At 40.8% G+C, this 25,752-nt stretch carries 19 protein-coding genes and 3 pseudogenes; 9 read left to right on the top strand and 13 right to left on the bottom strand.

Features of this window, described 5'->3' with window-relative positions; translation table 11 throughout:
* Nucleotides 1-15: 15 nt before the first annotated feature.
* Nucleotides 16-306 carry a hypothetical protein gene (locus DSM465_RS20165; RefSeq protein ID WP_317135447.1) on the bottom strand — a complete coding sequence of 97 codons (291 nt, stop codon included), beginning with the start codon at nucleotides 304-306 and terminating at the stop codon, nucleotides 16-18.
* Between the two features lie 507 nt (nucleotides 307-813).
* On the opposite strand from DSM465_RS20165, the pseudogene DSM465_RS19895 reads away from it, so the two are divergent.
* A pseudogene (locus DSM465_RS19895) lies at nucleotides 814-915 on the top strand (ISNCY family transposase); the annotation flags it as partial.
* Between the two features lie 96 nt (nucleotides 916-1,011).
* Here DSM465_RS19895 and DSM465_RS20370 read toward each other — a convergent pair.
* Nucleotides 1,012-1,569 (bottom strand): annotated as a pseudogene (locus tag DSM465_RS20370) (transposase); the annotation flags it as partial.
* 587 nt (nucleotides 1,570-2,156) lie between these two features.
* Here DSM465_RS20370 and DSM465_RS0110495 point away from each other — a divergent pair.
* Genes DSM465_RS0110495 through DSM465_RS0110485 form a run of 3 tightly spaced genes read left to right on the top strand, consistent with a single transcriptional unit; the run spans nucleotide 2,157 to nucleotide 5,563 of the window.
* Nucleotides 2,157-4,013 (top strand): ATP-dependent nuclease, encoded by a 1,857-nt coding sequence (locus DSM465_RS0110495; RefSeq protein WP_029761323.1) that lies wholly within the window; start codon nucleotides 2,157-2,159, stop codon nucleotides 4,011-4,013.
* Nucleotides 4,014-4,019: 6 nt separating this feature from the next.
* Nucleotides 4,020-5,258: a UvrD-helicase domain-containing protein gene (locus DSM465_RS0110490; RefSeq protein ID WP_029761322.1), complete on the top strand. Its 1,239-nt coding sequence runs from the start codon at nucleotides 4,020-4,022 to the stop codon at nucleotides 5,256-5,258.
* Between the two features lie 8 nt (nucleotides 5,259-5,266).
* Complete coding sequence (locus DSM465_RS0110485) at nucleotides 5,267-5,563, top strand: 3'-5' exonuclease (RefSeq protein WP_029761321.1); 297 nt, start codon at nucleotides 5,267-5,269, stop codon at nucleotides 5,561-5,563.
* Nucleotides 5,564-7,815: 2,252 nt separating this feature from the next.
* Here the strand turns inward: DSM465_RS0110485 and DSM465_RS0110475 are convergent.
* On the bottom strand, nucleotides 7,816-8,115 hold the full coding sequence (locus tag DSM465_RS0110475) for a hypothetical protein (RefSeq protein WP_152524569.1): 300 nt from the start codon (nucleotides 8,113-8,115) through the stop codon (nucleotides 7,816-7,818).
* 258 nt (nucleotides 8,116-8,373) lie between these two features.
* Nucleotides 8,374-8,562, bottom strand: coding sequence for a hypothetical protein (locus DSM465_RS0110470; protein WP_029761318.1), 189 nt, complete (start codon nucleotides 8,560-8,562; stop codon nucleotides 8,374-8,376).
* Between the two features lie 1,560 nt (nucleotides 8,563-10,122).
* Here DSM465_RS0110470 and DSM465_RS18285 point away from each other — a divergent pair.
* The 4 genes and pseudogenes from DSM465_RS18285 to DSM465_RS0110450 all read left to right on the top strand — a co-directional run.
* Nucleotides 10,123-10,737: pseudogene (locus DSM465_RS18285) on the top strand (ATP-binding protein); the annotation flags it as partial.
* A gap of 770 nt (nucleotides 10,738-11,507) precedes the next feature.
* On the top strand, nucleotides 11,508-11,750 hold the full coding sequence (locus DSM465_RS0110460) for a hypothetical protein (protein WP_016838737.1): 243 nt from the start codon (nucleotides 11,508-11,510) through the stop codon (nucleotides 11,748-11,750).
* A 1,388-nt stretch (nucleotides 11,751-13,138) separates the two neighbouring features.
* On the top strand, nucleotides 13,139-13,627 hold the full coding sequence (locus tag DSM465_RS0110455; protein WP_029761317.1) for a hypothetical protein: 489 nt from the start codon (nucleotides 13,139-13,141) through the stop codon (nucleotides 13,625-13,627).
* Nucleotides 13,628-13,878: 251 nt separating this feature from the next.
* On the top strand, nucleotides 13,879-15,333 hold the full coding sequence (locus DSM465_RS0110450) for a tyrosine-type recombinase/integrase (RefSeq protein WP_029761316.1): 1,455 nt from the start codon (nucleotides 13,879-13,881) through the stop codon (nucleotides 15,331-15,333).
* 39 nt (nucleotides 15,334-15,372) lie between these two features.
* Here DSM465_RS0110450 and DSM465_RS0110445 read toward each other — a convergent pair whose 3' ends face one another.
* The 9 genes from DSM465_RS0110445 to hmpA form a co-directional block, all read right to left on the bottom strand.
* Nucleotides 15,373-16,278, bottom strand: a complete 906-nt coding sequence (locus tag DSM465_RS0110445) for a tyrosine-type recombinase/integrase (RefSeq protein ID WP_029761315.1) — start codon at nucleotides 16,276-16,278, stop codon at nucleotides 15,373-15,375.
* A gap of 631 nt (nucleotides 16,279-16,909) precedes the next feature.
* Nucleotides 16,910-17,092 (bottom strand): hypothetical protein, encoded by a 183-nt coding sequence (locus DSM465_RS19885; protein WP_029761314.1) that lies wholly within the window; start codon nucleotides 17,090-17,092, stop codon nucleotides 16,910-16,912.
* A 174-nt stretch (nucleotides 17,093-17,266) separates the two neighbouring features.
* On the bottom strand, nucleotides 17,267-17,461 hold the full coding sequence (locus DSM465_RS0110430) for a hypothetical protein (protein ID WP_029761313.1): 195 nt from the start codon (nucleotides 17,459-17,461) through the stop codon (nucleotides 17,267-17,269).
* 268 nt (nucleotides 17,462-17,729) lie between these two features.
* The gene (locus DSM465_RS0110425; protein ID WP_029761312.1) at nucleotides 17,730-18,971 is read right to left on the bottom strand and encodes a DHH family phosphoesterase; all 1,242 of its coding nucleotides are present in this window, start codon (nucleotides 18,969-18,971) and stop codon (nucleotides 17,730-17,732) included.
* Nucleotides 18,972-18,990: 19 nt separating this feature from the next.
* Nucleotides 18,991-20,901, bottom strand: a complete 1,911-nt coding sequence (locus tag DSM465_RS0110420; RefSeq protein WP_029761311.1) for a vWA domain-containing protein — start codon at nucleotides 20,899-20,901, stop codon at nucleotides 18,991-18,993.
* 10 nt (nucleotides 20,902-20,911) lie between these two features.
* Entirely contained in the window at nucleotides 20,912-21,787 is an 876-nt protein-coding gene (locus DSM465_RS0110415; protein ID WP_029761310.1) for an ATP-binding protein, read from the bottom strand.
* A gap of 131 nt (nucleotides 21,788-21,918) precedes the next feature.
* Nucleotides 21,919-22,293, bottom strand: coding sequence for a helix-turn-helix transcriptional regulator (locus tag DSM465_RS0110410; protein ID WP_008881855.1), 375 nt, complete (start codon nucleotides 22,291-22,293; stop codon nucleotides 21,919-21,921).
* 119 nt (nucleotides 22,294-22,412) lie between these two features.
* Nucleotides 22,413-23,315 carry a formyltetrahydrofolate deformylase gene (purU, locus tag DSM465_RS0110405; protein WP_029761309.1) on the bottom strand — a complete coding sequence of 301 codons (903 nt, stop codon included), beginning with the start codon at nucleotides 23,313-23,315 and terminating at the stop codon, nucleotides 22,413-22,415.
* Between the two features lie 161 nt (nucleotides 23,316-23,476).
* Nucleotides 23,477-24,712, bottom strand: coding sequence for an NO-inducible flavohemoprotein (gene hmpA, locus DSM465_RS0110400; RefSeq protein ID WP_029761308.1), 1,236 nt, complete (start codon nucleotides 24,710-24,712; stop codon nucleotides 23,477-23,479).
* A 170-nt stretch (nucleotides 24,713-24,882) separates the two neighbouring features.
* Between hmpA and nsrR the strand changes: the two genes are divergently transcribed.
* A complete protein-coding gene (nsrR, locus tag DSM465_RS0110395) occupies nucleotides 24,883-25,329 on the top strand; it encodes a nitric oxide-sensing transcriptional repressor NsrR (RefSeq protein ID WP_008881851.1) in 447 nt (148 codons plus the stop codon).
* Nucleotides 25,330-25,752: the final 423 nt, after the last annotated feature.

The following is a 25,752-nucleotide window of genomic DNA, read 5'->3' as shown; positions in this document are numbered from 1 at the left end:
GTTAAACCTGAGATCTTAACATAAATGCAAATCATGAAAATGAAAGGGAATGACCATGGAAGGGAGGGGTGTAACCACTCCTTTTTTCTTTTGTTCCACAAGCAGTTCAACAATTTCAGATCTTCGCATACCCGTAGTGGTTAATTTACTATCCGTTTTAGGAGTATCTCTCCGATAGATCGTTCGAGGCTTGACATGTTCTTTTGTCATCTGATGCTGGATGAAGCGACGAACATGCGTTTTTGTAATGTCATGAAGTTGTACAGAATAACCATGTTGAACTAAGAAGTTCTCGAAACATCTCAAATCATACGCATAACCATCAACGGTGTGGTGTTAAGTGAATAGTTTTTTCAATTTGCAAATACAAAAGAAATTCATCAATGGCTTGTCGAAACAACATAAAAAAACACCTCCAGTTGATCATCAACGACCAATGATAATCGGTAAACCACAATGATAATTCGTTTAAAATTGATAGACGCAAAAAATTAGGTTAACAAGTTCCGGATAATTGATTTTATGGGCACTTGAGGGAAGAGCTCTTGATATTTCGGGAAAATAATAAGTTAACATAATATAAAGTGAAACGATAAAAAAATGATAAAATAGTAAGTTAACTTAATAATCGAGGATAAATTTTGATAATTTGTACAAAAAAATGATAATTGTAGATAAAAAATAAGTTGCTAATTTATAATATATATTAGCACATGTGTTCTTATTTGTCTAGAAAATTATAAAGATAGAAAATTATGTAGGAGAGAAGTAGAATTAAATGTTCTAACTATTCGAGGGTGTTGCAAAACAATGGTATTGGTGGATCGTACCGCTTCTCGAAACAGTCTTTACGATTCACAAGCCAAATGGAGAATGTCTGCCCGCTGCCACTGGTTTAAAGGCGATAAGCTCCATTTCGGTCTTGGACGATCTTCTCCTTTTAAATTAAGTAATTTAATTACGAAAAAACTTTATTTAACCCAGCCTTGTCCACCCTTAGAACTGGCTTTACGACATCCGTTTTTCATCGATTTCAATCAACACGGCGCCAACGAGGCGATACACCGATTTCCAGGAAAGATGCGGATGACCCGTTCTCCTGTTTCTACTCCGTTGGTCGTACACAGACGCCGACGATAACGGTTCGGATAGTCCAATACGGCGGTGGCGCCTTCGAATCCCTCTTCGAGGATTTGCATGGCTTTTGGGGCTTTTTCTTCCCATTTGGCCGGCACTTGTTCCAATAACAACAGAATAACAGCTGAGCCGTTTGCTTATTTGGAGCATGAAGAATCCCACGAATCTTCTCGAGCAAAAGCCATCCCGCATATACTTTGGTGCGGCATCGAGGATATTGCGAATAAAATATGTCTGGCATCGTTGCCATGTAGCGCCTTGGGAATGCTTTTCAATGGCTTGCACTAGCCCGATGATCAAGTCCACTCCCCGGAGTCCCCGATCTTTCAGCCATTCGAAGAACTCGCTCCGGCTCGACTCCGATTCACTGTTTCCGATTTGCGGGTCAAGAATTTCCCGATATCCTTCCTCATTTACTCCTGTAGCGATCAAATCATTAGTTGTGAGACTATGAAGCTCTATTAAAAAGAAACTGGATAGAAATGAGCTGCTCTTTTATCCGAAAGAAATCATTGCTTATACTGAAAATATATCGAATTTAGTAAGATTTTATGCTTTCATCACCTTCATGTTTTGGCCTTGGATTACAAAGAAAGCCGTCTGAAAGCTCACGGTTTCAGTCGGGGGATGAAAGACGGCGTTGCTTGGTAATTTTTCGTTTTGATTATGTTAAAGTTTTATAAAGCCGGTCAATTTTATGCAACCATTCCTCATTTTCATCTTCTCACTTTCTAAACAAACAAACTGAACGATGAAGAAGCTATTTCGAACGGTTGATCGATGACGTATCCTCGGTATTCGCTTCGATCAACGCGGTTTACGCAATCCGGAGCGAGGAAGGACTTGGCATAGAGATTTTCTGCTTTTTGTTAAAATTATCAAGAGGTGAAGCGGAATTTTAAAGGATTACGACAACCATCCCTAAAGAAAGATGGCAATCTTCTATATTCTATATTAATTAATTCGCCTTTTTATGGTAAATTAAAAATGTGAGTTTATTGAATTTTTGGAGGACAGAAATGTATATTTCCAAGATTTCGATTAAAAATTACCGTAACTTTGGAAACAAACCTTTTAAAATGAAGTTGAATAAATTTACTGCTATTATTGGCGAAAATAATGTAGGCAAAACGAATTTGCTTGATTCAATAGGATTAATTTTAAGTCAAGATATTACTGTGTTCAAAAAAAGAATGCTTGAACTGGAAGATATAAACTATGAAAGCAGGAAAAAATTTAAATACGATGTATTGAACACTTCAATTAAGCCAGAGAACGTTGAATTTCCCGAAGTCGAAATCCAAATTATCCTTGAAAGCATGAATAAAAAACAACTGTCAGTAGTTGGAGATTGGTTTTGTGATACCTCATTGGAAAAAGCACGATTAACCTATATTTTTAAACCCAGAAGCGGTTTTGATCGAAAAGAGTGGGTAAAAGAACAAAGAGAACTAATAGATAAAATCAGAAAGGAAAAAGGAATTGAAAATCCGGACTATCTTGTAAAACTGATAGAATTTCCGATAAAACAATATGAATATACAATTTATGGGGGTAATGATGTAACAAATCGCTGCGATCCGTATTTTCTGAGAATGTTAAAGTTTGAATTACTAGATGCTTTGCGTGATTCTAAGCGCGAACTAATTGCCAACGGAGAGTCTAAACTGTTATACAAAATTTTAAATTACAAAAGTGAAGGAGCATATGAAGATATCAAAGAAGTTTTAAGCAGTTTGGATGAGAAAATGCAAAATAATCCTCGATTAAAGGATATTAAAGAAACGCTAGTCAGTCAGTTAAATAAACTTTCCTTACAAGAAAAAGAAGGGTATAACAATATTGATTTTCATTTCTCATCGCCCGAGACAGGGGAGTTGCTGAAAAAATTAAGTTTAATCTATGGACAAGACCCTATTACAATCGAACGAAACGGACTGGGAAGAAATAATTTGTTATATATTTCCCTCATTCTTTCTCATTTAGCTGAGTATAAAATTTCAGAAGATATCTGTTTTCGAGTTGTAGGAATTGAAGAGCCGGAAGCACATTTGCATCCTCACTTACAAATGCATCTTGCAACGAATATCGAAAGTATAAATAGTGACAGAGATGACTTACAAATTATATTGACTTCTCATTCATCACATATTACTAGTTCATTAAATTTAGATAACATTGCTATTTTATATAAAGAAAATAATGAAATTAAGGCACATTACATAACTCATGGCTTTCAAAGCGATAAAAAAGGCAAAAATCATCGCCGATATCTTGAAAAATACTTGGACGCAACAAAGTCAAATATGTTTTTTGCCCGAAAAGTTATCCTTGTAGAAGGTATTGCCGAACAAATACTTATTCCTAAGTTATTTGAATTACATACAGGCAAAACCTTAGAGCGCGTAGGGTGCAACATAGTAAATGTAAATGGCGTTGCTTTTAGCCATTTCCTAGAAATAATAAGAAATGGCTATTTTATAAAATGTGTTGTTTTAACAGATGGAGATTTAGGAACCAAAACCAAAGAACGTGCAGAAAAACTCAAGAAAGAATATGAAAATGATTATATCAAAGTAGAAATTAACAAAGAAACTTTTGAAAAAGAACTTATAGAAGCAAACAAAATAGGAGAAGGGAAGCAAATTTTACTGAGAGCCTTGAAGCAGACCAGAAGCCAAAAAGGTGCTGAATATGAAGAAGAAATAGGAGATGGAACATTGGATATCGACAGTTTTTTTACATTAATTGAAGATTATAAATCAGAATTTGCTTTTAACCTTCATGAAGAATTAAAAGGACTGAAACAAGGGGAAGCAGTCTCGTTTAATCTGCCTGAGTACATAAGAAGAGCATTTGATTTCCTAGAGGGGTAATGAAGGATGTCCCAAAAGTTAAAGCCGATGTTAGTCATTGCAGGTCCGGGTGCAGGAAAAACTCATTATTTGGTTGAAAAAATTTTCGAAAGTCTTCCATCACTGGAATCTCACAGATTTCTTGCGGTTATAACATATACAAACACAGCAACCGACGAAATCAAGGAGCGCTTATTAAAGAAGGTAGAAATACCACAAAATGTATTTATTGGGACAATACATAGTTTTTTGATCCGTTTTATACTTAAACCATTCGGAAGTATATATGGAGTGTTGCCGAATAACCCAATATATAAAGAAGTAAATGTAAATGCCAAAGATAAGAAAGAAGAACATATTATAAAAAGCCAAATTGTAAAAAAGGGCGTTGTTCCTTATGAAAAAATAATTAGTTTGTCTAAGAATTTAATGAAAGACTATGAAAAGGTAAGAGTCCTTGTTTCTGAAAGATTGCAATATCTATTTGTTGATGAATTTCAGGATATCGATTCTGGACAATATGAAATTTTCGAGAGTATTCGGAAACAACAAAAAACAAAAATGTATTTTGTAGGGGATCCTGAACAAAGTATTATGACTTTTCGAAATAACGGTCCTAAAACGCCGCTAAATAAGCGGCCAATTTATAAGGCTATGCAGTCTAAAATGATTGAAAAAAAGTTTTTATACAACAATCATCGTTCTAGTATTACCATTATTGATTTTTTAAACAAATTTCATACTTCCTTAAAGCAAGTAAAAAGCAATGAAGAAATTGACTCCCAAAATAAAGTTGTTTTTATTGACGCGCAAGATATTAGAAAGATAATTGAAGAATTTAACCGTCTCTGCAATGACCAAAAGTATTGCAGGAATAAACCTAAATCGCGTTTTTTTCTTGGATTTAAGGGAGATACCTATACAAAAGTTGAAAATGAATATGGATTAATACAAAAAGAGAGCCACGAATCAAACCTGCCTAAGTTCATTGAAGAAGCTTCACATTTTATTACTAAGCTCTTAAATACAAATCAGAATAATATTATTAGTTATATGGGGATTGACGATTTGCAATATAGAATGCTTTGTTTAAGTGTAATAGATATAATTAAGCAAAATCCGTTTATAAGCAGCAAAAGTTTGATTGATTATATAAAAGTAATATTTAAGGGGGATCCTTACGAGACAATTCATAACAAGATTCAGCATAAACCAGATAGAATTGCTGAAGAGTTTATAAAAAAATTAATTCTGAATTACAAATAAGATTTAATTTGCAAAAAACTGAAGATTACCACTTAACTATTCATAAATCCAAAGGTCTTCAGGCAGATGCTGTTCTAGTTATTGCCGGAAACAAAAAAGAATTAATGAAATGGCTTGAAACAGATGTGGAGACTAGATTGGCAGATAAACAGGATACTTGCCGCGTGGGATATGTGGCGTTTAGCCGTGCAAAGGAGTTTTTATGCATTGCTTGTTTGGAAAAAGTTGATAGTGAATTGCGTGAACATATGGTTAAACTAGGTATAGAGATAGTTCCAACAGTCCAGATGTTACTTACAGTTTGAAGATATTTTTGAGATAGATGTGAGCGGAACAAATCAGTAATTCAATCTCAACTTTATATTCCAAATCTTTTATGGAAATAAACGCTAAAGAGTTGAGGGTATTTCTTTTTAACTAAAACAAGAACAGCAATGCTTTTTACTATTAAAACTATTAGAAAGGAAAGTAAACATCATGGAGTTTACGCGACAGCTTAAATATGAAATAAGATTAGCCTGCTCTCAGCATATAAAGGACAAAGTAAAAAATATTTAGATGACTTCTTCTATAACAATGGTTCGAAGATTGGTTTTTTAATTCATTATCCACTTTTATTACTAGAAACTTTATTTGATAAGGCATTTCCCGATTACTATAAAATTAATATCGAAAGACAAATTATTAGTTGGTTTATAAAAGAAATGAGAAAAAGAAATTTTGATAACAATAGCAATATGATTACTTTTAACGAATTAGATTTTAATAAATTCAAGAAGCAATATATTCAAATTAAAAAAGCATACAAAGACCTTCAGTATAGCAAACTCCAGAACTGCTTGAAATCGTATATATATGCTCATTGAAAAGTTAACGTTTGTATAAGTGGTACTCACTCCGGTTATACTGCTTCTAAGGAAAAGTATGGGAAAGAAGCGGAATTCTGCATGAAACGTCTCAAAATCACCAACGATCACGGACGGACACCTCGGACACTTCGCAAACAGGTACGGAAAATCAAAAACACCCTTCTTCGCCAACGGGTGATAGCGGTTCGCCTGGTCATGGAAGGCTATTTGGGCAAAGAGGCGGCCTCCATGGTCAACGTGTTTAGGTTTGGCCCAATCTGCTACAGATGGCTGCTTAGCAAAAGAATCACAGTTGCAGAGGCTCTGGATTAAGCCTTTAATAGCGAGAATTTGATTGAGTTTTTATTCAATATAACAGAATTTATATATGTAATACCCCGCACTTTTTTCTTACAAAAAAACAACAAAAGCTGAGTGATTGGTTAGCGATAACTTGTTCCTCTGTTGATGAAAACTCAATTATTTGTAAAACTCATTTAGAAAACTGCTCAGGTGACATCTACGCTACCCGTAGGAATTTCCCGCTCTGATATCTCAATACATCCAAATCTCTTCTTTTCATAATAACTTTTCATTTCTTCAAAATTATCAATGCTTGCGGGTCAAGGCCGACAATTTGGCGGACGAGTAAGGTTGACAGATTAGGATAGCGATATCATCCGCAATTTTAAATATATCCGCTATCCCTTTTTTCGCAAACCGATACCGCACTTTATCGGCTTTTTCCTTAATCTCTAGCCTAAAGCAGTTCTTTTTCGTTAATCAACCGTTATCCACTCCTTTCCATATCGGTTCCATAGGAATCAATACCTTTTGTTTTTGAAGTTTTAAACTAGTTTTCAATGTGTATATCAACTGTGTCAAACTTTGAATAGCCTTCTTCCTTGAATAATTCTTTAAGAACAGGAAAAAGATGCTACAATTAAGTTAATATTAATACGATTAGCATGAAAGATTGAAAAAGCCGATCTAGGTGTTTTTGGCAATTAAAAAATGCATGAAATGGCAAATAAGAATATTTAATGATCTGTATAAAATTTCATACCTGTTGTCGCTTGACATGGAGCCTCTGCGGGCATGCTTTCTGGCAAAGGGGGCTAGCCACAGGACTTTGCAAGGCATATAAGCCTATCATACCCGCCACTCCATGTAAAGCGGTGAATATGCAATAAATTATGCATATCCTTAATTGCCAAACACTACAATTCTTAATTGCCACTAACAGGTTTGTAAAAAGTAGAGGTTTTCGGTACGGGATTTTGTAAAAAGTTAAAAGCCATTTAAATAAATATGTATCTCTAACAAATTTGTAGTATTAGTTTTTTTTGCACCAAATTCAAGTTAATTTTCATTCGCAAAATGGGTATGAATTAGGAGCTATGAGATACTAATTCCTGGCTTGGAAGGGTGGTTTTTTAATCTCCATAACATTAATTTGAAGCGGCTCTTGGGGGATAAATGTTATGAATTTGTTCATAGGTTTAACTGGGTAGGTTATAAATATACCCAGTTAAACTCAAGAATCTTGTGAAAAATTCTTAATTGTATAGAGATGATTAAGATATAACAAATCACTGGTTAGAATAATTAATGTACCATTCTTACTTACTTTTCCACTTTAACAATATAATATTTGGTAGCCTTTGCTTCTAGAAATTGCTTAACAATTATCGGTAAGGATGTTGATTTCAGTGGATGGTTGTTTGCAAAACGTCTTGAAACACCATTGCTCCTTCTTCTGCAAAATAGAGGTAGCGTTCATTATAGCCGAGATAATAAACGTAAAGGCCTTTACCCTCATATAAGTTAGCAGTACTTGTTAAGTTAGAATAAGGAATAAATCCCAATTTATTAACTTTTGAACGTGTTGTCACTTCTACTCCTTCTTTTGTTAACTTATGTACTCTAACCTTGGTTGTCTGATTAATGTAAAAACCGGTTTTATCGGGCTTATTTGACAAAAAAATCAAAGTTAACTCTCCTTTCATTTAAAAATTTCTCAACAAGTATTAGTGTTATGAGTGATAAGTTTATGAATATTTTATAAAATAAATTTTAGACATTCAAAACAAACAAAATAAAATTTTATATCAAGTTTGGCATATTAGCTCTGGGTTCTCAATTACCTTGATTTTCCACTAGGAGAACGTAAGAACCATGAATCGTTTCCTTATAAACACTAAGAGGGTTTTTCTTTTTCTATTTTTAAAAGATAAAAAGGAGAATCTTTACATCCTTGTTCTTTACTACTCCCGCTCCCATTCCTTTCCGCAATCCGGACATTTCCATTTGATGACACGATCTTCTTCCCGACTGTAAATACCAATTTTTCTGGATCCATGAGTAGCGCCGTAATGATGCTGGATTTCTTTCGGGATCGGTGGTCCTTGCAAATCAGCCCCGCAAAACGGGCAATATTCTTTGCTATCATCCATGTTTCTTTTGCTCCTTTCGATTGGGCTTTGGATTTATTTTTATCTTTGTAATCAGAATACCATAACTCTTAGGATCCGATCGATAAGTGGTTTTCTGGAGAAAGCCGATCAGGCCTTATATCGGGCGAAGAAAACGGAGAGAAAAGGCCTCTTTCATATCATGGAACATAGGGTGTAAAGCCGGCACACAAAGCCTCCAAACCTCTTTTCAAGTGATGATGTTCAACTATATCGTGAAAAAGGAAGAAGGTCATGACTGAGAGTGGATGAGGCTCGCCAATGGGCAAGCCTATGTTTATGGATATTTTATGTCAGGCAAAAAATAAAAGCGAGAGGGAAGAGGAATACGTCTAAATCATCGAGGATGGAGGGATGGAGCGGATGACGCGACCGCTATTGATTATAGGGGAAAGCTTCACCATAACGGACAAAACCCGCTCAACGGATCAAAAAAGTGGAGTGGATTGATTATTTTGCAGGAAGAAGTTCGAAGTAAATGGTTAAAAAGGGGGCAATCGAGCTGGCGCTTGTCGGGATTCTAACATCGTCATTTTTTGTTCTTTGGATCATCGTTACAAGCAATAGATACTATACATGATCCATTTTTCAACGAATTCCTTTGCGTCTATGAATGAAAGGGATGGGAGTTGATGATCGCTCCAATACAGGAAGGGTAACCAGCTATCGAAACACTCCGTAAAAATTTCATCTATTCGCCAATGACTATCTTCATAAGTTTACAATGTGAAACACTCCTGATAAAACATCGAGATCATTCAAAAATCAGGAGCGGATTTGGAGCTGTGAAGATCCTAATTCTCTTCTTGGAAAGAGGGGATTTTGATAAAAAAACGTGATTTGACGCGGTTGTGGAAAGAAAAGGGGAATGAAATTGTTCATAGAGTTAACTGGATAGGTTATTCTATATCCAGTTAACCTTATGAATTGATAGGTTCCATCAACACCATTTTGTCCGAATCCGCTAATCCATCATCCCCCTGTCCTTTTAGCTATGGCTCTATTTTTCTGTCGACACGACCATTGGGGAACAAGTAATTGCATGCCATGCCGTATGTTCTTTTCTGCAGATCAGCGGGCGTTATTCTCTCTCTTAGGCTCAATATTTGGAAACACCTTATCATTACGTTGATTCGGCACGATGATTCGTCTCTTTTGTTGGTCCCAATTAGGGATCAACAAGCGGCCATGGCGCCAAACCATTCTGTTCTGAAGTGATTGACGTGGTAACGCATATAGGAAACAAAAAGTAAAAACGCAGGAGGATCAGGACAAGGAAAACCCAATGGCTACGATGAATCGATACGCACTTTCGTTACCATTTGTTTTTTACAAGAAAAAGGTGCAGAACATTGCGGTATATAAATTCCATATATAATGTGTTAAAGCAGATGATAAAATCCCCAATATAGCCGAATAAAATTCCTCACTTACAATAGAACTATAATGTCAATAAGAGGAGCAATGGTTCATGATTACGAGTTATGACGCATTCCTGCGAAGGGAAAGATTATGAAAGAACTATTCGGAGTTTTTGTTCCGCTTATCCGCTTATTAGAGGCAGAAATCGTCAAAAGGCAGGAACGATTGATCCAAACGCTCATCAAGATCCAAACTGCCGTATCGCAAGACGATCGATACGTTTGATTTTACCGCGCAACCCTCGCTAGATGAGCGATGGATTCGAGAGCTGCTTACGTTGTCGTGTATTGACCGAAAAGAAAATATCCTTTTTCTCGGTCCACCGGGGATTAGAAAGACACACCTGGTGATTTCGATTGGAATGGAGGCGATCGCAAGAGGATATCAAACGTATTTTGTTACCGCCCATGATTTGGTCACTCAGTTAAGAAGAGGCAGCCAAGAAAGAAAGTTGGAGAAAAAGCTTCGTGTCTTTGTGAATCCAACTGTTCTCATGATCGATGAAATGGGGTACCTAAAACTGGATCCGAACAGCGCTCATTGCTTATTTCTAGTGATCCCCCGACGGTACGAGCATACCCCAACAAAAGCTCTAGGAAATGGGGGAGAACGTGGGAGACTCGGTTCTTGCGACGGCGATGTTAGATCGATTGCTGCATCATTCCATACTTAATGGGGGAAAGCTATCGATTACGGGAAAAGAGGATCCAAAAAGAAAAACAGAGGGACCCATGAGATCTTTCTGGGGAATGGTTAAACCGGCGATTTTGGGGAAAACATAATCAACCTTGACATACGAAGCGTGTGCCTACGAAAATCAACGTATTTTTCTAGTGTATAGACTAAAAGGCTTTTTCTGAATTGTCCTTGCCTAAAATGGACTGTCGAACTCGGAGTACAGAAAATATGTAAAAACTCCTTCCCGGTACGGAAATTTTGTAAAAAGTCCCTCTCTGGTACGGGATTTTTGTAAAAAGTTCTTTGTCGGTACGGATTTTTTGTAAAAAAGAAGGGGGTCACTGGTACGGAAAATATGTAAAAACTACTTTCCGCCTATTCCTCTCGCTCCTATTTGTCATCTGGACATTGTCATTTGATTATTCGATTAATTTTTCTCTTGGATGTATTCGTACTTCTTCCCGTTTCTTTTTCATTTCATTACCACAAATATACTGTAAGTTTCTTTTGCTTGCCTCTATATTGAATTCCCTACCTGGGTGGCCATTATTTTATCTACCCAGTCTTCACTTTTGTCGAGCAGATTTGTTATTTTACAGGGAGAAATTCGATGAAATGGGTTAAAAAAAGGCAAAGGGTAAGATAGAATGATAATAGATAATCGATTTTGTTTTTTACTTTTCTTTCCTTTTACAATTAATATAACAGAAGGCCTTTTTGGTCCAGAGAAATGGTGAAAAATCATCGGTAAGGATGTATGACGAAAACAGTCGTTGGCATTCTTGCCGATGTTTTTTTATTTACAAAATATGTTGGAGGGATTGTGTATGAATCAGTATTATGTCGTGAGAAGAGTGAAAGGGAGAGATGAAGAATTTGCAGTAATCGATGCTTTATCTTTGGATGAAGCCAATGCCATTTTTGAAGTGCGTTATAAAACGTTTAAAGAAAACATGGAAAAAGGTGAATCGTTCTTTATTTTTCAACCGGACGGACCGCTGACATTTGATAAGAATCATCAAGTCAAATTTCCGAGAGGGAGAATGGCGATCATTCACAAATTGTCTTAAAGCAAAAAGAAAGAGGCTGTTCCAAAAGGTCGTAAAAACCTTTTGAGGACAGCCTTCTGTTTTGTTTTTACATATCATCTGGAGATTTGAAGGCTTCTGAATGGTTTAGAAGCCATCTTTTTTCATTTCCTTCGATGGTTACGGGCAATCATCATAATCCATCATAAAGGATCTTTTCTTAAACCTGATTATTATTGCCGCGGTCATCGTTACGATTTATTGTGACCCATTATTGTATCGAAGCTTTGGATGATATGTCCTACGTATCCTCAGTGTCTAACTGGATAAATGTGATGTTCTCACTTGGCATCTCCAACTCTTCCTCTATGTCCTTTAAATCATGATCACCTTGCGGAGCAGGGATGATATACGGAGTTCGCTCCGAATGAAGTACGATTTGTTCAACTTCCTCTGGCTACAGTTGTTTCACTTCATTTCGATAAATCTCCATTAGTCTTTGAATAAATTGATGCAAGTTGGTGTACAAGGATGAGTCATATGCATTGCTCACATGTACGTAAACGATTTTAAATAATTGGCCTGATTTTCTAATAAATAGAAGAACACAATGATAACCTCGTTAAGCAGTTGCTTGGTTGCTTTGTTGAATTGCATACACTTCATTTCATTTCAAAACGTATGGTTTCTTCCAACCTATTCAACGATGTCATAAGCAGGCGAATATCCGTTGCTTAATCCGGGGGCCATACTCTTAAAGGTAGATAATACGTTCATTCAACGTCAAGGCATTTCATAATACATTACATTTGCTGCTTCTCATTGGTAAGGAAAACAATTCCCTTAAATGGAATGGGTAAGTGTCAACCCAGAAAGTGTAATTTATTTTAATAGAAAATCTAGATCAAATTAGGAGTCAGGGTATAGTAATAGTCGTCTAGATAGGTCATTCTTCTAAATTTGAGAACACTTGATTTGAGGACGTTTTTAAACTATTAGGTATATGAAGTTGTTCATACAGTTAACTGGGTAGGTTTTAATATACCCAGTTAACCCTATGAATCTGTAACTCAATGTGAGATATTTTAGCATTTCATTGGAGTTGAATAGAAAAAATATACTTTTAAATCGCTCAATAAAAGAAAGGTTGCATGACGGTCAATACTATTTCGATAAGTGATGGGGCGGATGTATTTTAATTCGTATCTTTTATTTGTATCGTTCGACCGGGCATTGTAAAACTGCTGATAAGGCCATCGATTAAGTATAGATTGATCAAAATATCATGATAAATTTTGAATACATTCTTTTCAGAATCCGTAGCACATCTGAATTTATATGGCTATAAATTGCCACAAATATTCTGCAAAAGTTATTAAAATTTAGCACAAGCGAAGTTATAATGTTTAAAACAATCGGAGGTGATTTAAATGAAATTAATAGAAGCATTAGAACAGTTAAACAACGGAAAATCATTGGCAGAGGTTGCAACTATGGCAGGAATAAATGAAAAAGACTTAGAAAGAAAACTGGCAAATGCAGCAATTGAATTTGATCAAGAAGAAAATGAATATAAATATAAAGGTATTGCACCAGAAGAATCATTGAGTAGAGATGTAAAAAGTAGAATCGTCGTTTTATTAGTTGATAAACCCTTTGTAAAAAAGAAACAAGAAAATCGAACGCCAATAAACGTTGAAGAGAATTTCGATTTGGAATATAAAATGTTCAAAGATTACTTAAAAGTAGATCATTCGTTGTTAAAAGAGAAGAAAACCTTTTTCTTAACAGAAGAAATGTATAACACAATAAAAAATCTAAGTGTAGAAAAATCATTTAAAATAAATGCACTAGTAAATGTTTTGCTGGAAAGAGGGTTGGAATATTACAAGGTTGATTTAAAAGAAAAGGATGGCTGATGATTGGTAATAATCGTCACTTATGATTGCAGATTCTTTGCTCTTATTATTATATTTTGCAAAATAATTGTTGACTTTTCATCATAATCTGATAAAATACAAAACAAATGAATAACTTAATATACGACAAGGGAAAACCCCAAGCTTTACAGCGCTACCTATGCGTATATACACGCATAAGAAGTAGCGGTGTTTGGCTTGGGGTTTTTTGTATTTTAAGCTCAATTATTTTTATACGGAGGTAATAGATCATGAGCAAGACAAATATTTCAGCTAAATCTACTTTAATTGAGGCTTTTAATGAATATGAAAAAAGCCAGTTTTGGTCAAAAAACACTAGACGTACCTACCGTAAAAATGTAATTTACATGTCAGAATATATGTTAAACCAAGGGTTAAATCCAGTGCTTGAGAATATCGATTATGAATTTGTGAAGATATGGGAAAATGATCAACGAAAACAAGGCTATAGTCCGAGAACGATAAAACAACATCAGGCAACGATGCAATCTATGTTTACGCATTATAACCGGCTCGGAGTTATTAACGGAAATCCATTCGCAGCATTAAAAATCACAGATTCTAATAAACAAAAACATCATTCGAGAGCATTAAATATTACCGAATTATACCAAGTTTACAAAGCTGCGTTTGAGTTGCAAGAAAGAGGTGTTAATGTATTAGTTCCAACCCTAATAGATATGTTTACTGCTCTCAGAGTCACATCGCTCGAAAAACTAACCGTTCGTTCAGTCTCTACTACTATGAACGGTCTAGTTTATGAGTTCGATCCCAAAAAAGATCGAGTAAAAGAAGATAAACTTCTTGACCAATATCTAGAGGAAGGGGATAAACACACTGACAATTCGCCAAACAGCAAAAACAAAGACTTCTTTATTCCATTACCACCTAAGCTCATGAAATTACTCACCCAATATATAGAACACATGGAACCAAATGATGCATTGTTATACGGCTTGAGAGGAAAGCCGCTCATTAACAAGCAGATGAATTATATAATCGATAAAGTATGTGAACATTTGGGATGGGTGAAAGTAGAATATGAACAACCAGAGAATAATGAAAATCATAATAATGCAAAAGAGAAGGGAAGAAGAAACAAAATAATCCGTAAAACAGAGAAGTATTTCACACCGCACGGATTACGATACACTCTTTCTACCTTGTTTCATGAAATGGGGGTCTCAGATGATGCTATACGCTTTTTGCTTGGACACTCTAAATATGAGCTTGGCGCTCTGCAGCATTATATTTTAAGTGATGCAAAGTATATTAAAGAAATTCGAGCGGCCCAAGTAATAATCGAAACTCTTTTTGAAACCGCTATGGAACTTGAATCTAATTATAATATCACGCTAGATTTAGAAGAAATTTTTGATGAAGTTCCTAAAGTTTACTCGAATCAATTGAAAAACAAAAATTACATCAATCTGTTTAAAGAACATCTTATAAAGTATGCATTTGCGGTATTACAGCAAAAAATACTTAAAGAATCAGGGAATAATCATTCTGATTATTTTACATTTCAAGCACCAGAACTTTATAATCAGATTACTATGGCGCAGCAAGGGTATTTTCCACATGCTCCAATGCCTTATCAGCAAACTCATGGAATGCACTCAATGTCATACGACCTCACGCATCCAGTGCCTTTGTATCCGCCAACTCATATTCACATGAAATAACTACCCGGCTAGGGTAGTTATTTCCGTACTAGGCAGGTCTCAAAATATGTTAAATGTTTCAATCGCTTTTTTCTTTTGCTCAAAATCAACATGCGTGTATACTTGCGTCGTGACTAAGCTTTCATGGCCGAGTAGTTCTTGTACGGTACGCAAATCAACATTTTCTTTATTTTCTTGTATCAACAAGGTAGCAAACGTATGCCGCAAATGATGGAGTGAGAACCGTTGAGGTGGCAGACCTGCTTTTTGTAAGATTTCTTTAAATATCTTATGTAAACCACGCGGATTTAGTTTTTTGCCGTTTTTATTTAAAAATACCGGTTGGGAAGGATGGAGCTGATATTCCTCTAAACTTCCCATATAACTTTTAATTAAAGGAACAACCATAGGATGAAGGGGGAGTAAGCGCTCTTTTTTTCCTTTCCCATATATGCGTATCGTGTTGTTCGATAAATCAATTTGTTCCCAAGTTAGTTCAACAATTTCAGATCTTCGCATACCCGTAGTGGCTAACAGTTTAAATAGAAGATGGTTTCTCATCGCCATTCGGCTATTGTCTTGCTCTAAAAAATGAAACAGTTTTCGTAGTTCAGACAAAGACATATAAGTCGGTAATTTGCTATCCGTTTTAGGAGTATCAATTCCGATCATAAAATCGCTGTCGATTAGATTTTCTTTGACGCAGTATTTACTGAACGATTTCAAGCAAGAAATTCTCCGATAGACCGTTCTAGGTTTAACATTTTCTTTTGTAATCTGATGCTGGATGAAGCGACGAACATGCGTTTTTGTAATGTCATTAAGTTGTACTGAATAACCGTGTTGAATTAAGAAGTTCTCGAAACATCTCAAATCATAAGCATAACCATCAACGGTGTTAAGTGAATAGTTTTTTTCAATTTGCAAGTACAACACAAATTCATCAATGGCTTGTCGAAACAACATAAAAAACACCTCCAATTGATAATCAACGACCGATGATAATCGATAAAAAAATAATGATAATTCGTTTAAAAAATGATAATTCGTAGACACAAAAAATTATGAGGAACTTAGGTTAACAAGTTCCGGATAATTGATTTTATGGGTACTTGAGGGAAGAAACCCTCAATTTAGGCGGAAATTATCAAGTTGACATAATATAAATTATAAGAAGTTATTGGGGTGACTGTCTCAATAATAAGTAATCTCATGATAGTGAGACAGAAACAAAAAAATGGTCTTCTGACATGAACCAATTATCTTTGTGCATGTGCGTGATGGCAAACAAATCTGGGATGACGATGAGAGCTTGTCCGTATTTGTTGGACAAGCAGCGTTAGGCTGGAAAATTAAGAGTCGTCGATTCGGCTTTTGTGTCGCTTATGATTGGTACCAGAACGATTTTATTTTATCCGCCGCGTCTTCCGGATCGTTTGACCGTTGGCGTGTTTATTTCGATATATCCCCTTGCTGAGTTGAAAGCGATGCCAGTTAAAACGGATCAGTCATATTGCTTGATTATGCAGGATAACCAGCCGGAGTAAAGTTCATCCCTCCCCTATCTTACGGTGCAACGGGATGAGATAAGGGGCGCTTAGACAGCGTGTGCCGCTTTGCGAGCAACGACGTCCTCCGCTTTCGCTTCAGCTCGTGTTTCTGTTTCGTCTGGTCCCTGATAAATGGTTCGCATATCGTCGTCACTCATTGCCCGAAAGATGATGAGATGTTTGCGAGGATAGCCGGTTAGCCGGTTCAGCAGGACGAACACAATCGCCACGATCTTGTTTTGGAATCGACAAGAATGCGACTATCATGCTGCTTCATGCATACGAGTACAATAAAAACGTGCAGTGTTCTCGAATGACTCAAGAAACACTGCACGTTACCCGTTGCGTGTCGATTGTCGCAAGGAAAGCATGTTTCCATCCTTTCTTTATTTTGACTCTCAACGTTACGCAATATCAGTATAACGATAGCGGACACCTTTATATCGAATGCGAATCGGCACGCCTTTTTCCTGTTTATATTTCATAAGAAGCCGTTGGGCTTTTGAAAAGGCTTCCATCATTCCGGACGCTAAGATGGCTTCTTCCCATGCAGACGCCTTTTCTTGCTCTGTGTGAAAGGAAAAGACATACTGTTTCATCTTCTTCACCTCCCTATGTACTTATTATATCAAAGACTGTTTTTCCTAAACACAAAAACTGTTACAATTACGTTAACATTTTCTTTAACAAAAAAACCGATGATCTAGTAAGCAATGCAATCTACAGCTAGGTTCTTGCCCCCCTTATAAAGCCAAAGCCTCTTCCACATGCAAGAACAGACAATTTTGGAGAAATAGCTGCTTTTCATCCAATCTTCTAAACAGGGTGAGGAAATTGTCTTCTCTTTCAAGCATATAAAAACCGGCATCAACGTTCGATGCCGGTTTGTTGCTTATATTGCTTGACGGCTGCTGGGTAGTCGGCTTGAATGGTATCTTTGTCCCGCCCGAGCCGTGCGCTTAAAAATTCTAGCACAGTGGCATCGTGGGCGAGCCCTGCAGCAAACTGCCGCTTCAACCAACGTTCACCTATCGTTTCTTCAGGGAATGTGCGAGTCTCTCCCCCATCGGCATACAAGGTCCATCCTTGTTCCGTCCGTCGGCTCAGCCACCATTGGCCATGATGATTCGTCCAAAACGTTCCTTCGGCTTCGTCCCGTTGGTTCAGCTGATTTTGTTCCGCATCGCCGTAAACCGGCAATAGCGGGAACGTCTCGACGACAAAGAGTGGGAACGTCGTGTCATCAACAAAACAGCCGGACGCTTTCGGATGGCCGCCGCCGCCAAACTGTTTAGCGAACTCAGCAACATTGACGTCGTCGTGAATGGTGCGAAAGCCGATATGTTTCGTTCCCATATTGACCATGGCAATCAAGTCGAGATGAGGGTATCGTTTCGATAAGGCGTTGCCGAGTTCCGACAAATGCCGCTCAGCAAATACAACGCCGATGCAATAATCACCGAGCGAGCGTTGGACGAGCTGCTTTTGTTTTTGTCGGATGTAGCGCTGAATTTTCTTTTCTTCCATATCCAAAATCAGCTCTTCCGTTTCGGTCAAGGCGAACGGTTCGCCGGAGGCAAGTCGCTCGCTCATTGTATCCCAAAAGCCGTCGAGCCCTAAAATTGTCAATAAATCATTAAGTCGTTTTGCTTGCAGATTCCCGTTTTCTTCCCATTCCCATGTATCGTATTGGCGGACGAGCTCGACGAACGTTGCTAATGAGTCGCTTGGTGCTAGTTTCCCTTCACGGACGAGATAGTCGTAAAAGAGCGAGGTCGCGGACGTTTTTTTGCCGTCATCATCAGTCGGCACGACCCAGCCCCACGGATAGTCATTGAAATGAAGTGCCGTCACGTGGTGATCGATGACTTGCACGTGACCGCCGCGCTTGGCCCGTTCGGCGAGCTGTTCTTCGACGTCTTTGCCGACGGCCAAGTCGGTGATAAACAGCATGGCGTTGTCTGCTTCTTCGCTTTGCAGAAACTGGGTGACTCGCTCATCTAGATTCCGATAGGAGCAAAACGAAATGTTGACTTCCGTAAACGCCAGCTTCGCAAGCAGTCCGCAGCCGATGCCGTCTAAATCGCTGTCGGTAAATAATTTAATCATCGCTTCCCATCCTTTTTTATTACAAGCTTTTTTGCAACCACGTTTTCAAAAGCGGAATCAGCCGGTCCGTCAGTTCGCTGACATGTGGCACAAAGACGCGAAAACGGCCGTAAATGTTTTCGATCGTCCGCCGCGTCGATTCGTCATCCGCCCCACGTCCTAAAAAGAGATTGACAACTTCGATGCCGTGGCGGCGCGCTTCGGCAACCGCTTCATGCGTATCAATGATGCCGTTTTGTTCATAGCCATAAGCAGCCGGCTCGCCATCGGAGAAAACAAGCAACACTTTTTGCGTTTCCGAGCGACGGAGGAGCTGCTCTGTCATCCAACGAATGGCCAGTCCATCGCGATTGTCTTCGCGCGGCTCAAGCTGCATGATCGCCGGGCCGCTTGATGGCTCCAATGACTGACGAAATGACACAGCTATTTGCATATAGTTTGGTTGTCGAGAGGCGGTCGCCTCGTTCGCATCTTCCCAAAATCCAACAATGGCATGCGGCACCCGCAACGTTTTCAGTGCCTCATGACAAAGAACAAGACCGGTTTTCGTCTCTTCTATTTTGTCATGCATGGAAGCGGAACAGTCAACCAATAACCCAAACACTGCATCAAACCGCCGCGCCGGCTCGCCTTTTTTGTAAAACAAACGCGGCCGCTCATCGGTGAAAAACGGTATCAACTGTTTACGCAGCCTCCCGGCGGGCAAGTTGGTGCGCCAAGCGCTGCGTTGATGCTCAAGCCATTGCTCCATCACCCGCACAAGCCGTTTCCGGTACGGGGCTACCGTCGTCTGCTTAGTTCGGTATTGCTGGAGATGGATCGGGCTTGGCGGTGGTGAAGGAAGAAGCACAAGCTCAGCTTGACGGTTCGCTTCACCATACAAGGCACCGCTTCCGGCGGGTGGATGATCGTCAAAGGAGGCTTGCGCTTCGGGTCCATATTCATTTCGGTTCGTCGGCCGCGACGTTCCTTGGACGATGGCGAGCGCCTGATCGCCGTCTTCTCCCGGCCGCGCCCCGTCGCCAAGCATCCCGGTGCGGGTGCCGCGTTCAAGCTCAAACCGAAGAACATTCCCGCCCGTTCGGCTCGTTTCCCGGTGCCAGGTCGACAACACTTGCCGATGTACTTCACTGTTTGTGGAATCATTCGAGGTATCACGATTTTCCAACGGATCCGTTCGCTTGAGATCTTGAAGCGTCGTCTTCCGTTCATCTTCATCGTCGTCAACGATCGGCAGCGATGTGTAGTTGTTTACCATGTCATTAGACAGCACGTCTCCCACCAGCTCTACAATCGCCAGCGTCCAACGGGCTGTTTCCGCTGTCGATGAGACGTCAAAAAACTGCGGCCATAGCGCCTCGAGGCGCGCTTGTCCCGCTTCATCTGCCATCGGAGCGAGCGGGACGTCGTCAAGCGGCGAATCGGTGGTCAGCCGCAAGTACATGGCCGCCAAAAACTGATCAGTGAGGGCTCCCCGCGTCCGGTTCGCCTGCCATTGCTGGGCGAAATACTGGCGGTACAGACGACGGCGCGCGCGAAACCATCGTTTCAGTCCTGGCCGCTCCCGCTCACATATCGTTTCCAAACGGAGATCCTCAGCGAAGGAGAACAACTGTTTTAACAGTTTAGAGAGCGGCTGTGCCTCCGCTGTTTGCCGGAAGGTGCGGACAACAGCTATATCGGTATGCCGATGTGTGCCGATCATCCGCAAGACCACATCGCTTTTCATCGCCTGCTCTTTCTCTAGGAGTGGATACACATCCCAAAATTGACTCACATATATCGTCTGCTTAGCCAGATGCACGCCGGAATGGGCGGCAAACTCCACCGTCCAACGACGGTCGCGGGCAAGCGTTTGAGCGAGATCGGAAAGCTGCATGACCAAAAACGAATCAATTGGCCGGTCGTTGAACATCATAAACCGTTCCATGCGCCGCCTCCTACTCGTCAAACCATGTTTCAGCAATGTTGCGCACAGCAGCGCGTTCGCGTTCGTCGTCTAGCTTATCGACAATGCTTCGTTCAATCGCGCGCAACGGCGGCATATACGCCGCCAAATCACATGCATCGAGCAACGCACGCACCGAGGCGGCTTCTTCAGCGACTTGCCCGTTTCTCACTTGTGTCAGCAAATCTGCTGATAGAGAAACGAAACGGTCGATCAACGCCTCATCCGTTAATGTAGTTTGCGCCAATAGCACCGATTTTAACGTCGCTCCTTGCACGTACGGCACATCGATGACGACAAAACGGTTTTTTAATGCTTCATTGAGCGGCACAGTGCCGATATAGCCTTCATTGATGGCCGCAATGACGCCAAACGTCGACTTCGCCTGCACAACCTCTCCAGTGAGCGGGTTGGTGAGCCGCCGTCGGTAATCAAGCACGCTGTTTAAAATCGGAAGTGTTTCTGGTTTAGCCATGTTGATTTCATCAATATACAATAAATGACCTTTTGTCATCGCCTGAATGACCGGGCCAGGAACGTAATCGATGACTGCCTGACCGCCGCGGTGCACGATCGTCTTAAACCCGAGCAGCGCTTCGGCGTCTAGGTCGACGGAGCAGTTGATGCTATGCATCGGCTGCCCAAACAGTTCGGACAATGTTTCAGCAAGCCGCGTTTTGCCCGACCCGGTTGGGCCTTTTAAGAGCACATTTTTCCCAAGCGCAAGCGCGACTGCCGCATCATGGATGATTGCCTCATCTTCGGCCGTATACCCGCCGGCTCCGATCAACGCCTGATCCGGATCGTGGCGGAACTGCTCTTTTCGCTTTTCCATTTCTTTTGTTACAACTAAGGGCCATGTCCTCATTTGGTGTGCCTTCCTCTCTGTTGCCATATTCCCCTCTCATTCTACTAAATCGCCCGTCAGGACGCAAAACAAAATAAATAAACCATAATTATATTATGTAAATAGGATAAAAAGAAAAAACAAGGGCGCCCCTAGCTGTAGTTGTCCTCGATGGCTTTGCGAATGAGCGCCGCGCACCGGTCAAGCTCTGCTTTCAGCTGACGTTTATACAGCTTCGCTTTTTCTTGCCCACCCTCGGCAAACCGATAATACACGACTTCCTGGTACTTCATCCCTTCTTTTTTCTGTTTCACTTGCTTTAAAATGCCGTCTTCGATTAAATCGTGAAGCGCCTTGTACACTTCTGAATGGTTCGGACGATAGCCGAGCGGTTTAAACTCTTGGCGCAATACATCGAGCAACTTCAGTCCGTACAGCCGCTCCTGCTCCGTTAACGTGATCAAATACAATTTTAAAAACGCACGTTGTTTTAACAGAAAACCGCTTGGCGTCCGTTTCTCTCCCATCGATCTTTTTCCTCCTTTCCCTGATGTTCCATTCGCCTAACCGAGAGCAAAGGGCTGTTTGATTCCGTTTTCTTTTCATTATACCATGCGGGAAAGGAAAAATCCTCTCCCGCCTACGTTCAATAAAAAACGATGGTTTTGTTGCCATGAATGATGACTCGGTCTTCCAAATGCCATCTCAGCGCCCGAGCGAGCACCGTCTTTTCGATCAAGCGGCCGATCCGTTTTAAATCGTCGGGATGATGGCGATGGTCAACACGAGCAACGTCTTGTTCAATGATCGGTCCTTCGTCCAAATCATCGGTGACATAATGGGATGTGGCGCCGATCAGCTTGACGCCGCGCTCATAGGCCCGCTCATACGGCCGTGCGCCGATAAACGCCGGCAAGAACGAATGATGAATGTTGATGATTCGCCCTGGAAATTCAGCGACAAATGCCGGCGATAAAATTTGCATGTAGCGGGCGAGCACAATCGTATCGATCCGATAGTCGTGAAGCAGGCGGATTTGTTCAGCCTCCGCGTCCGCTTTCGTTTCTTTCGTCACCGGAATGTGCACATACGGAATCCCGAGCGGCTCGACCACATCGCGCAAATCGGGATGATTGCTGATGACAAGGGCGATATCGGCGATCAGTTCCCCCGCTTGCCATTGCCAGAGCAGCTCAAGCAAACAATGTTCAGCCTTTGAGACGAAAATCGCGATCCGTCGAATTTCATTATGCAGTCGAAGCTGCCAAGTCATGCTAAATTCCTCGGCAATGGGGGCAAACGCCGTTTCGATCTCTTCCTTCCGACCCGCGATGTTCGGGCAATCAAACTCCAAGCGGAGGAAAAACGTCCCGCCTTCCGGATCGGTCGAGTATTGGCTTGATTCGACAATATTGGCCCCCTGTTCATAAAGAAACGAAGTCACCGCCGCAACGATGCCGGGGCGGTCCGGGCAGGAAATCAGCAACCGAGCCCGCTGCTCGTAGCCTTGCAAAAACGATTGCCAGCGATGTTGGCGAAATGTAGTCATCCGTTCTCTCTCCCTTTTCTTGCGATGATTTAGTTTCTTGCGATATTTAGTTTCCATCATACAAAAAATTGGCGGACTTGCCAACAGGGAAGCGCGGATGTTCTCTATAACAAAAGGCACCTCCCTATCTGGGAGATGCCTTTTTGATAAGCGGCCATTGATTAGTCTTTTGTTAAATCGCCGGCTGGACCGAAAAATTCGTAATGGATGCGTTCCTCAGGCACGCCCCATTGCTTCAGGGCGCGATAGACCGTTTTCATGAACGGAACAGGGCCACAGAAGTAAAAGTCAGCGTCTTTGGACGGAATGACCGTTTGCATCCATTCCAAATCGATCCGCCCTTCTTTGCTGAAGTGCGGGTGTTTTCGATCTTCATCTGACGGCGACTCGTAACAAATGTGATAAGAAAATACTGGATTTTTAGCTAAGGTCTGCAACTCTTGGTCAAACGCCTGTACGCGGCCATTGAGAGCAGCTTGCAGGAACGTAACCGGGCGGTTAGGTTGCCGAATGGCCAACGTATTTGCCATGCTCAAAAGCGGAGTGATGCCAACGCCACCGCTAATGAAGACGACCGGCGTTTCTTTTGCCAAATCAAGCGTAAAGTCACCGGCTGGGGCGCTTAATTCAAGCACATCCCCTTCTTGGATATGATCATGCAAGTAATTTGAAACAATGCCTGCCGGTTTGTCAGCCGTCGCTGCTTCCCGTTTGACGCTGATACGGTAATACCCTTTTCCTGGTGCATCCGATAAGCTGTACTGCCGGATGTGCGTGTACGTTTCGCCTGGAATTGACATTTTTACGCTGACGTATTGGCCTGGTAAATAGTCGCTAATGGCTTCGCCGTCTTCCGATTTGAGATAAAACGAGGTGATGACGTCGCTTTCTTTCACTTTTTTGGCGACGACAAAGCGACGAAAATCACGCCAGCCGCCGCGTTTGGCCGCTGCTTCATCGTAGAGCTCCTGCTCGACTTGAATGAACACGTCAGCAATGACTTCATACGCTTCCGCCCACGCGGCAATCACTTCGTCAGTGGCGGCATCGCCAAGGACGTCTTTGATCGCCAGCAGCAAATGCTTTCCGACGATCGGATATTGTTCCGGTTTGATGCCTAAACTCCGGTGTTTATGGCCGATTTGCCGTACGACCGGCAAGATGGCATCGAGCTGATCGATATAGCGCGCCGCTGCGTATACTGCTGCAGCCAAAGCACGTGGCTGCCGCCCTTGTTTTTGGTGGGCATGGTTAAACACGTTCAGCAACTCTGGATGATTGGAAAACATGAGCTCATAAAACCGTTTTGTAATCTGTTCTCCATGCTTCTCCAATACCGGCACTGTTGATTTGACAATTTCGATCGTTTTTGGGTGTAAAGTTGTGCTCGTAGCCATTGTTCCATCCCCTCACAAAACATGTATTTAAAATACATCTTTTATTCAACCATGAGCGATAATGAAAAGCAATATTTCAAATACATCTTTAACAAATTGTTCACAATTCCCCATATGAAGCGGATGTGATACAATTGGAATCGACCATGTTTAAAAGGTTGTGAATGGATATGCAGTTAACAAGCTATACCGAATACGCTTTGCGTGTCCTCTTGTTTTTAGGGACGCTTGATGAAGGAGAAAAAACCAACATTAAGGAAATTTCCACTATATTTTCGCTGTCTGAGCATCATTTAAGCAAAATTGTCCATGAGCTCGGCAAGCTTGGCTACATCGAAACGATCCGTGGACGCAACGGTGGAATTCGCTTGGCGAAACGACCTGAGGAAATCATCGTTGGCGCGGTCGTTCGCGAGACAGAAGACAATTTGTCGCTTGTCGAATGCTTCGCTTCCCACGGCAATGAATGCATCCTCACGCCTGCGTGCCGGCTCCGTTTCGTGCTTCGCGAGGCGTTAGAGGCGTTTTTGCGTGTTCTGGATACGTATACGCTTGCCGATTTGCTGGAAAATCGCACATCGCTTCGTGCTTTGCTTAAGGAGCAGCGCGATGGATAAACACTCTCCGGCTGAATGCCGGGGAGTTTTATTTTGCCTGTTGACAGGCACACTATAAGCAAGCATAGCATCGCCGTACGGGACGGAGAAGTGATTGTCATACCCATAGATCGCACGATGGTGGCCTTGCAGACAGTGCTTTTTAGCTTCGCTGAGCGGTCGCAGACGATGTTTTTTATGTGCCGAGATGTTTATCGTTTGTTATCCGATTATTGGCCGACCGCTCCATGCGAAAGTGATTCTTTCCCGCGTCTATACGGAGGCAAAAACAGTCCGCCTGCTGCTTAGCAGGCACAAAAAACAAAGCCAGGTCTCCCATACAGGGGATGTCCATTCCCGCTCCTGGCTATGCCCTGCATCCTAGGTAACAAACCGATGGGTCCGGGTTTAGTGCCAGCAGGAAATGATATGCGTCATCTATAC

It is taken from the genome of Geobacillus thermodenitrificans subsp. thermodenitrificans DSM 465 (assembly GCF_000496575.1).
In the GTDB taxonomy this organism is placed as follows: Bacteria; Bacillota; Bacilli; order Bacillales; family Anoxybacillaceae; genus Geobacillus; species Geobacillus thermodenitrificans.
This window is presented reverse-complemented; position numbering and strand designations above follow the sequence as displayed.

What these genes read in the sequence shown, in the direction of transcription:
- DSM465_RS0110495 (WP_029761323.1), top strand. Translation starts at nt 2,157, where the DNA reads ATGTATATTTCCAAGATTTCGATTAAAAATTACCGTAACTTTGGAAAC.
- DSM465_RS0110490 (WP_029761322.1), top strand. Translation starts at nt 4,020, where the DNA reads ATGTCCCAAAAGTTAAAGCCGATGTTAGTCATTGCAGGTCCGGGTGCA.
- DSM465_RS0110475 (WP_152524569.1), bottom strand. Translation starts at nt 8,115, where the DNA reads ATGAAAGGAGAGTTAACTTTGATTTTTTTGTCAAATAAGCCCGATAAA.
- DSM465_RS0110470 (WP_029761318.1), bottom strand. Translation starts at nt 8,562, where the DNA reads ATGGATGATAGCAAAGAATATTGCCCGTTTTGCGGGGCTGATTTGCAA.
- DSM465_RS0110460 (WP_016838737.1), top strand. Translation starts at nt 11,508, where the DNA reads ATGAATCAGTATTATGTCGTGAGAAGAGTGAAAGGGAGAGATGAAGAA.
- DSM465_RS0110455 (WP_029761317.1), top strand. Translation starts at nt 13,139, where the DNA reads ATGAAATTAATAGAAGCATTAGAACAGTTAAACAACGGAAAATCATTG.
- DSM465_RS0110450 (WP_029761316.1), top strand. Translation starts at nt 13,879, where the DNA reads ATGAGCAAGACAAATATTTCAGCTAAATCTACTTTAATTGAGGCTTTT.
- DSM465_RS0110445 (WP_029761315.1), bottom strand. Translation starts at nt 16,278, where the DNA reads ATGTTGTTTCGACAAGCCATTGATGAATTTGTGTTGTACTTGCAAATT.
- DSM465_RS0110430 (WP_029761313.1), bottom strand. Translation starts at nt 17,461, where the DNA reads ATGAAACAGTATGTCTTTTCCTTTCACACAGAGCAAGAAAAGGCGTCT.
- DSM465_RS0110425 (WP_029761312.1), bottom strand. Translation starts at nt 18,971, where the DNA reads ATGATTAAATTATTTACCGACAGCGATTTAGACGGCATCGGCTGCGGA.
- DSM465_RS0110420 (WP_029761311.1), bottom strand. Translation starts at nt 20,901, where the DNA reads ATGGAACGGTTTATGATGTTCAACGACCGGCCAATTGATTCGTTTTTG.
- DSM465_RS0110415 (WP_029761310.1), bottom strand. Translation starts at nt 21,787, where the DNA reads ATGAGGACATGGCCCTTAGTTGTAACAAAAGAAATGGAAAAGCGAAAA.
- DSM465_RS0110410 (WP_008881855.1), bottom strand. Translation starts at nt 22,293, where the DNA reads ATGGGAGAGAAACGGACGCCAAGCGGTTTTCTGTTAAAACAACGTGCG.
- purU (WP_029761309.1), bottom strand. Translation starts at nt 23,315, where the DNA reads ATGACTACATTTCGCCAACATCGCTGGCAATCGTTTTTGCAAGGCTAC.
- hmpA (WP_029761308.1), bottom strand. Translation starts at nt 24,712, where the DNA reads ATGGCTACGAGCACAACTTTACACCCAAAAACGATCGAAATTGTCAAA.
- nsrR (WP_008881851.1), top strand. Translation starts at nt 24,883, where the DNA reads ATGCAGTTAACAAGCTATACCGAATACGCTTTGCGTGTCCTCTTGTTT.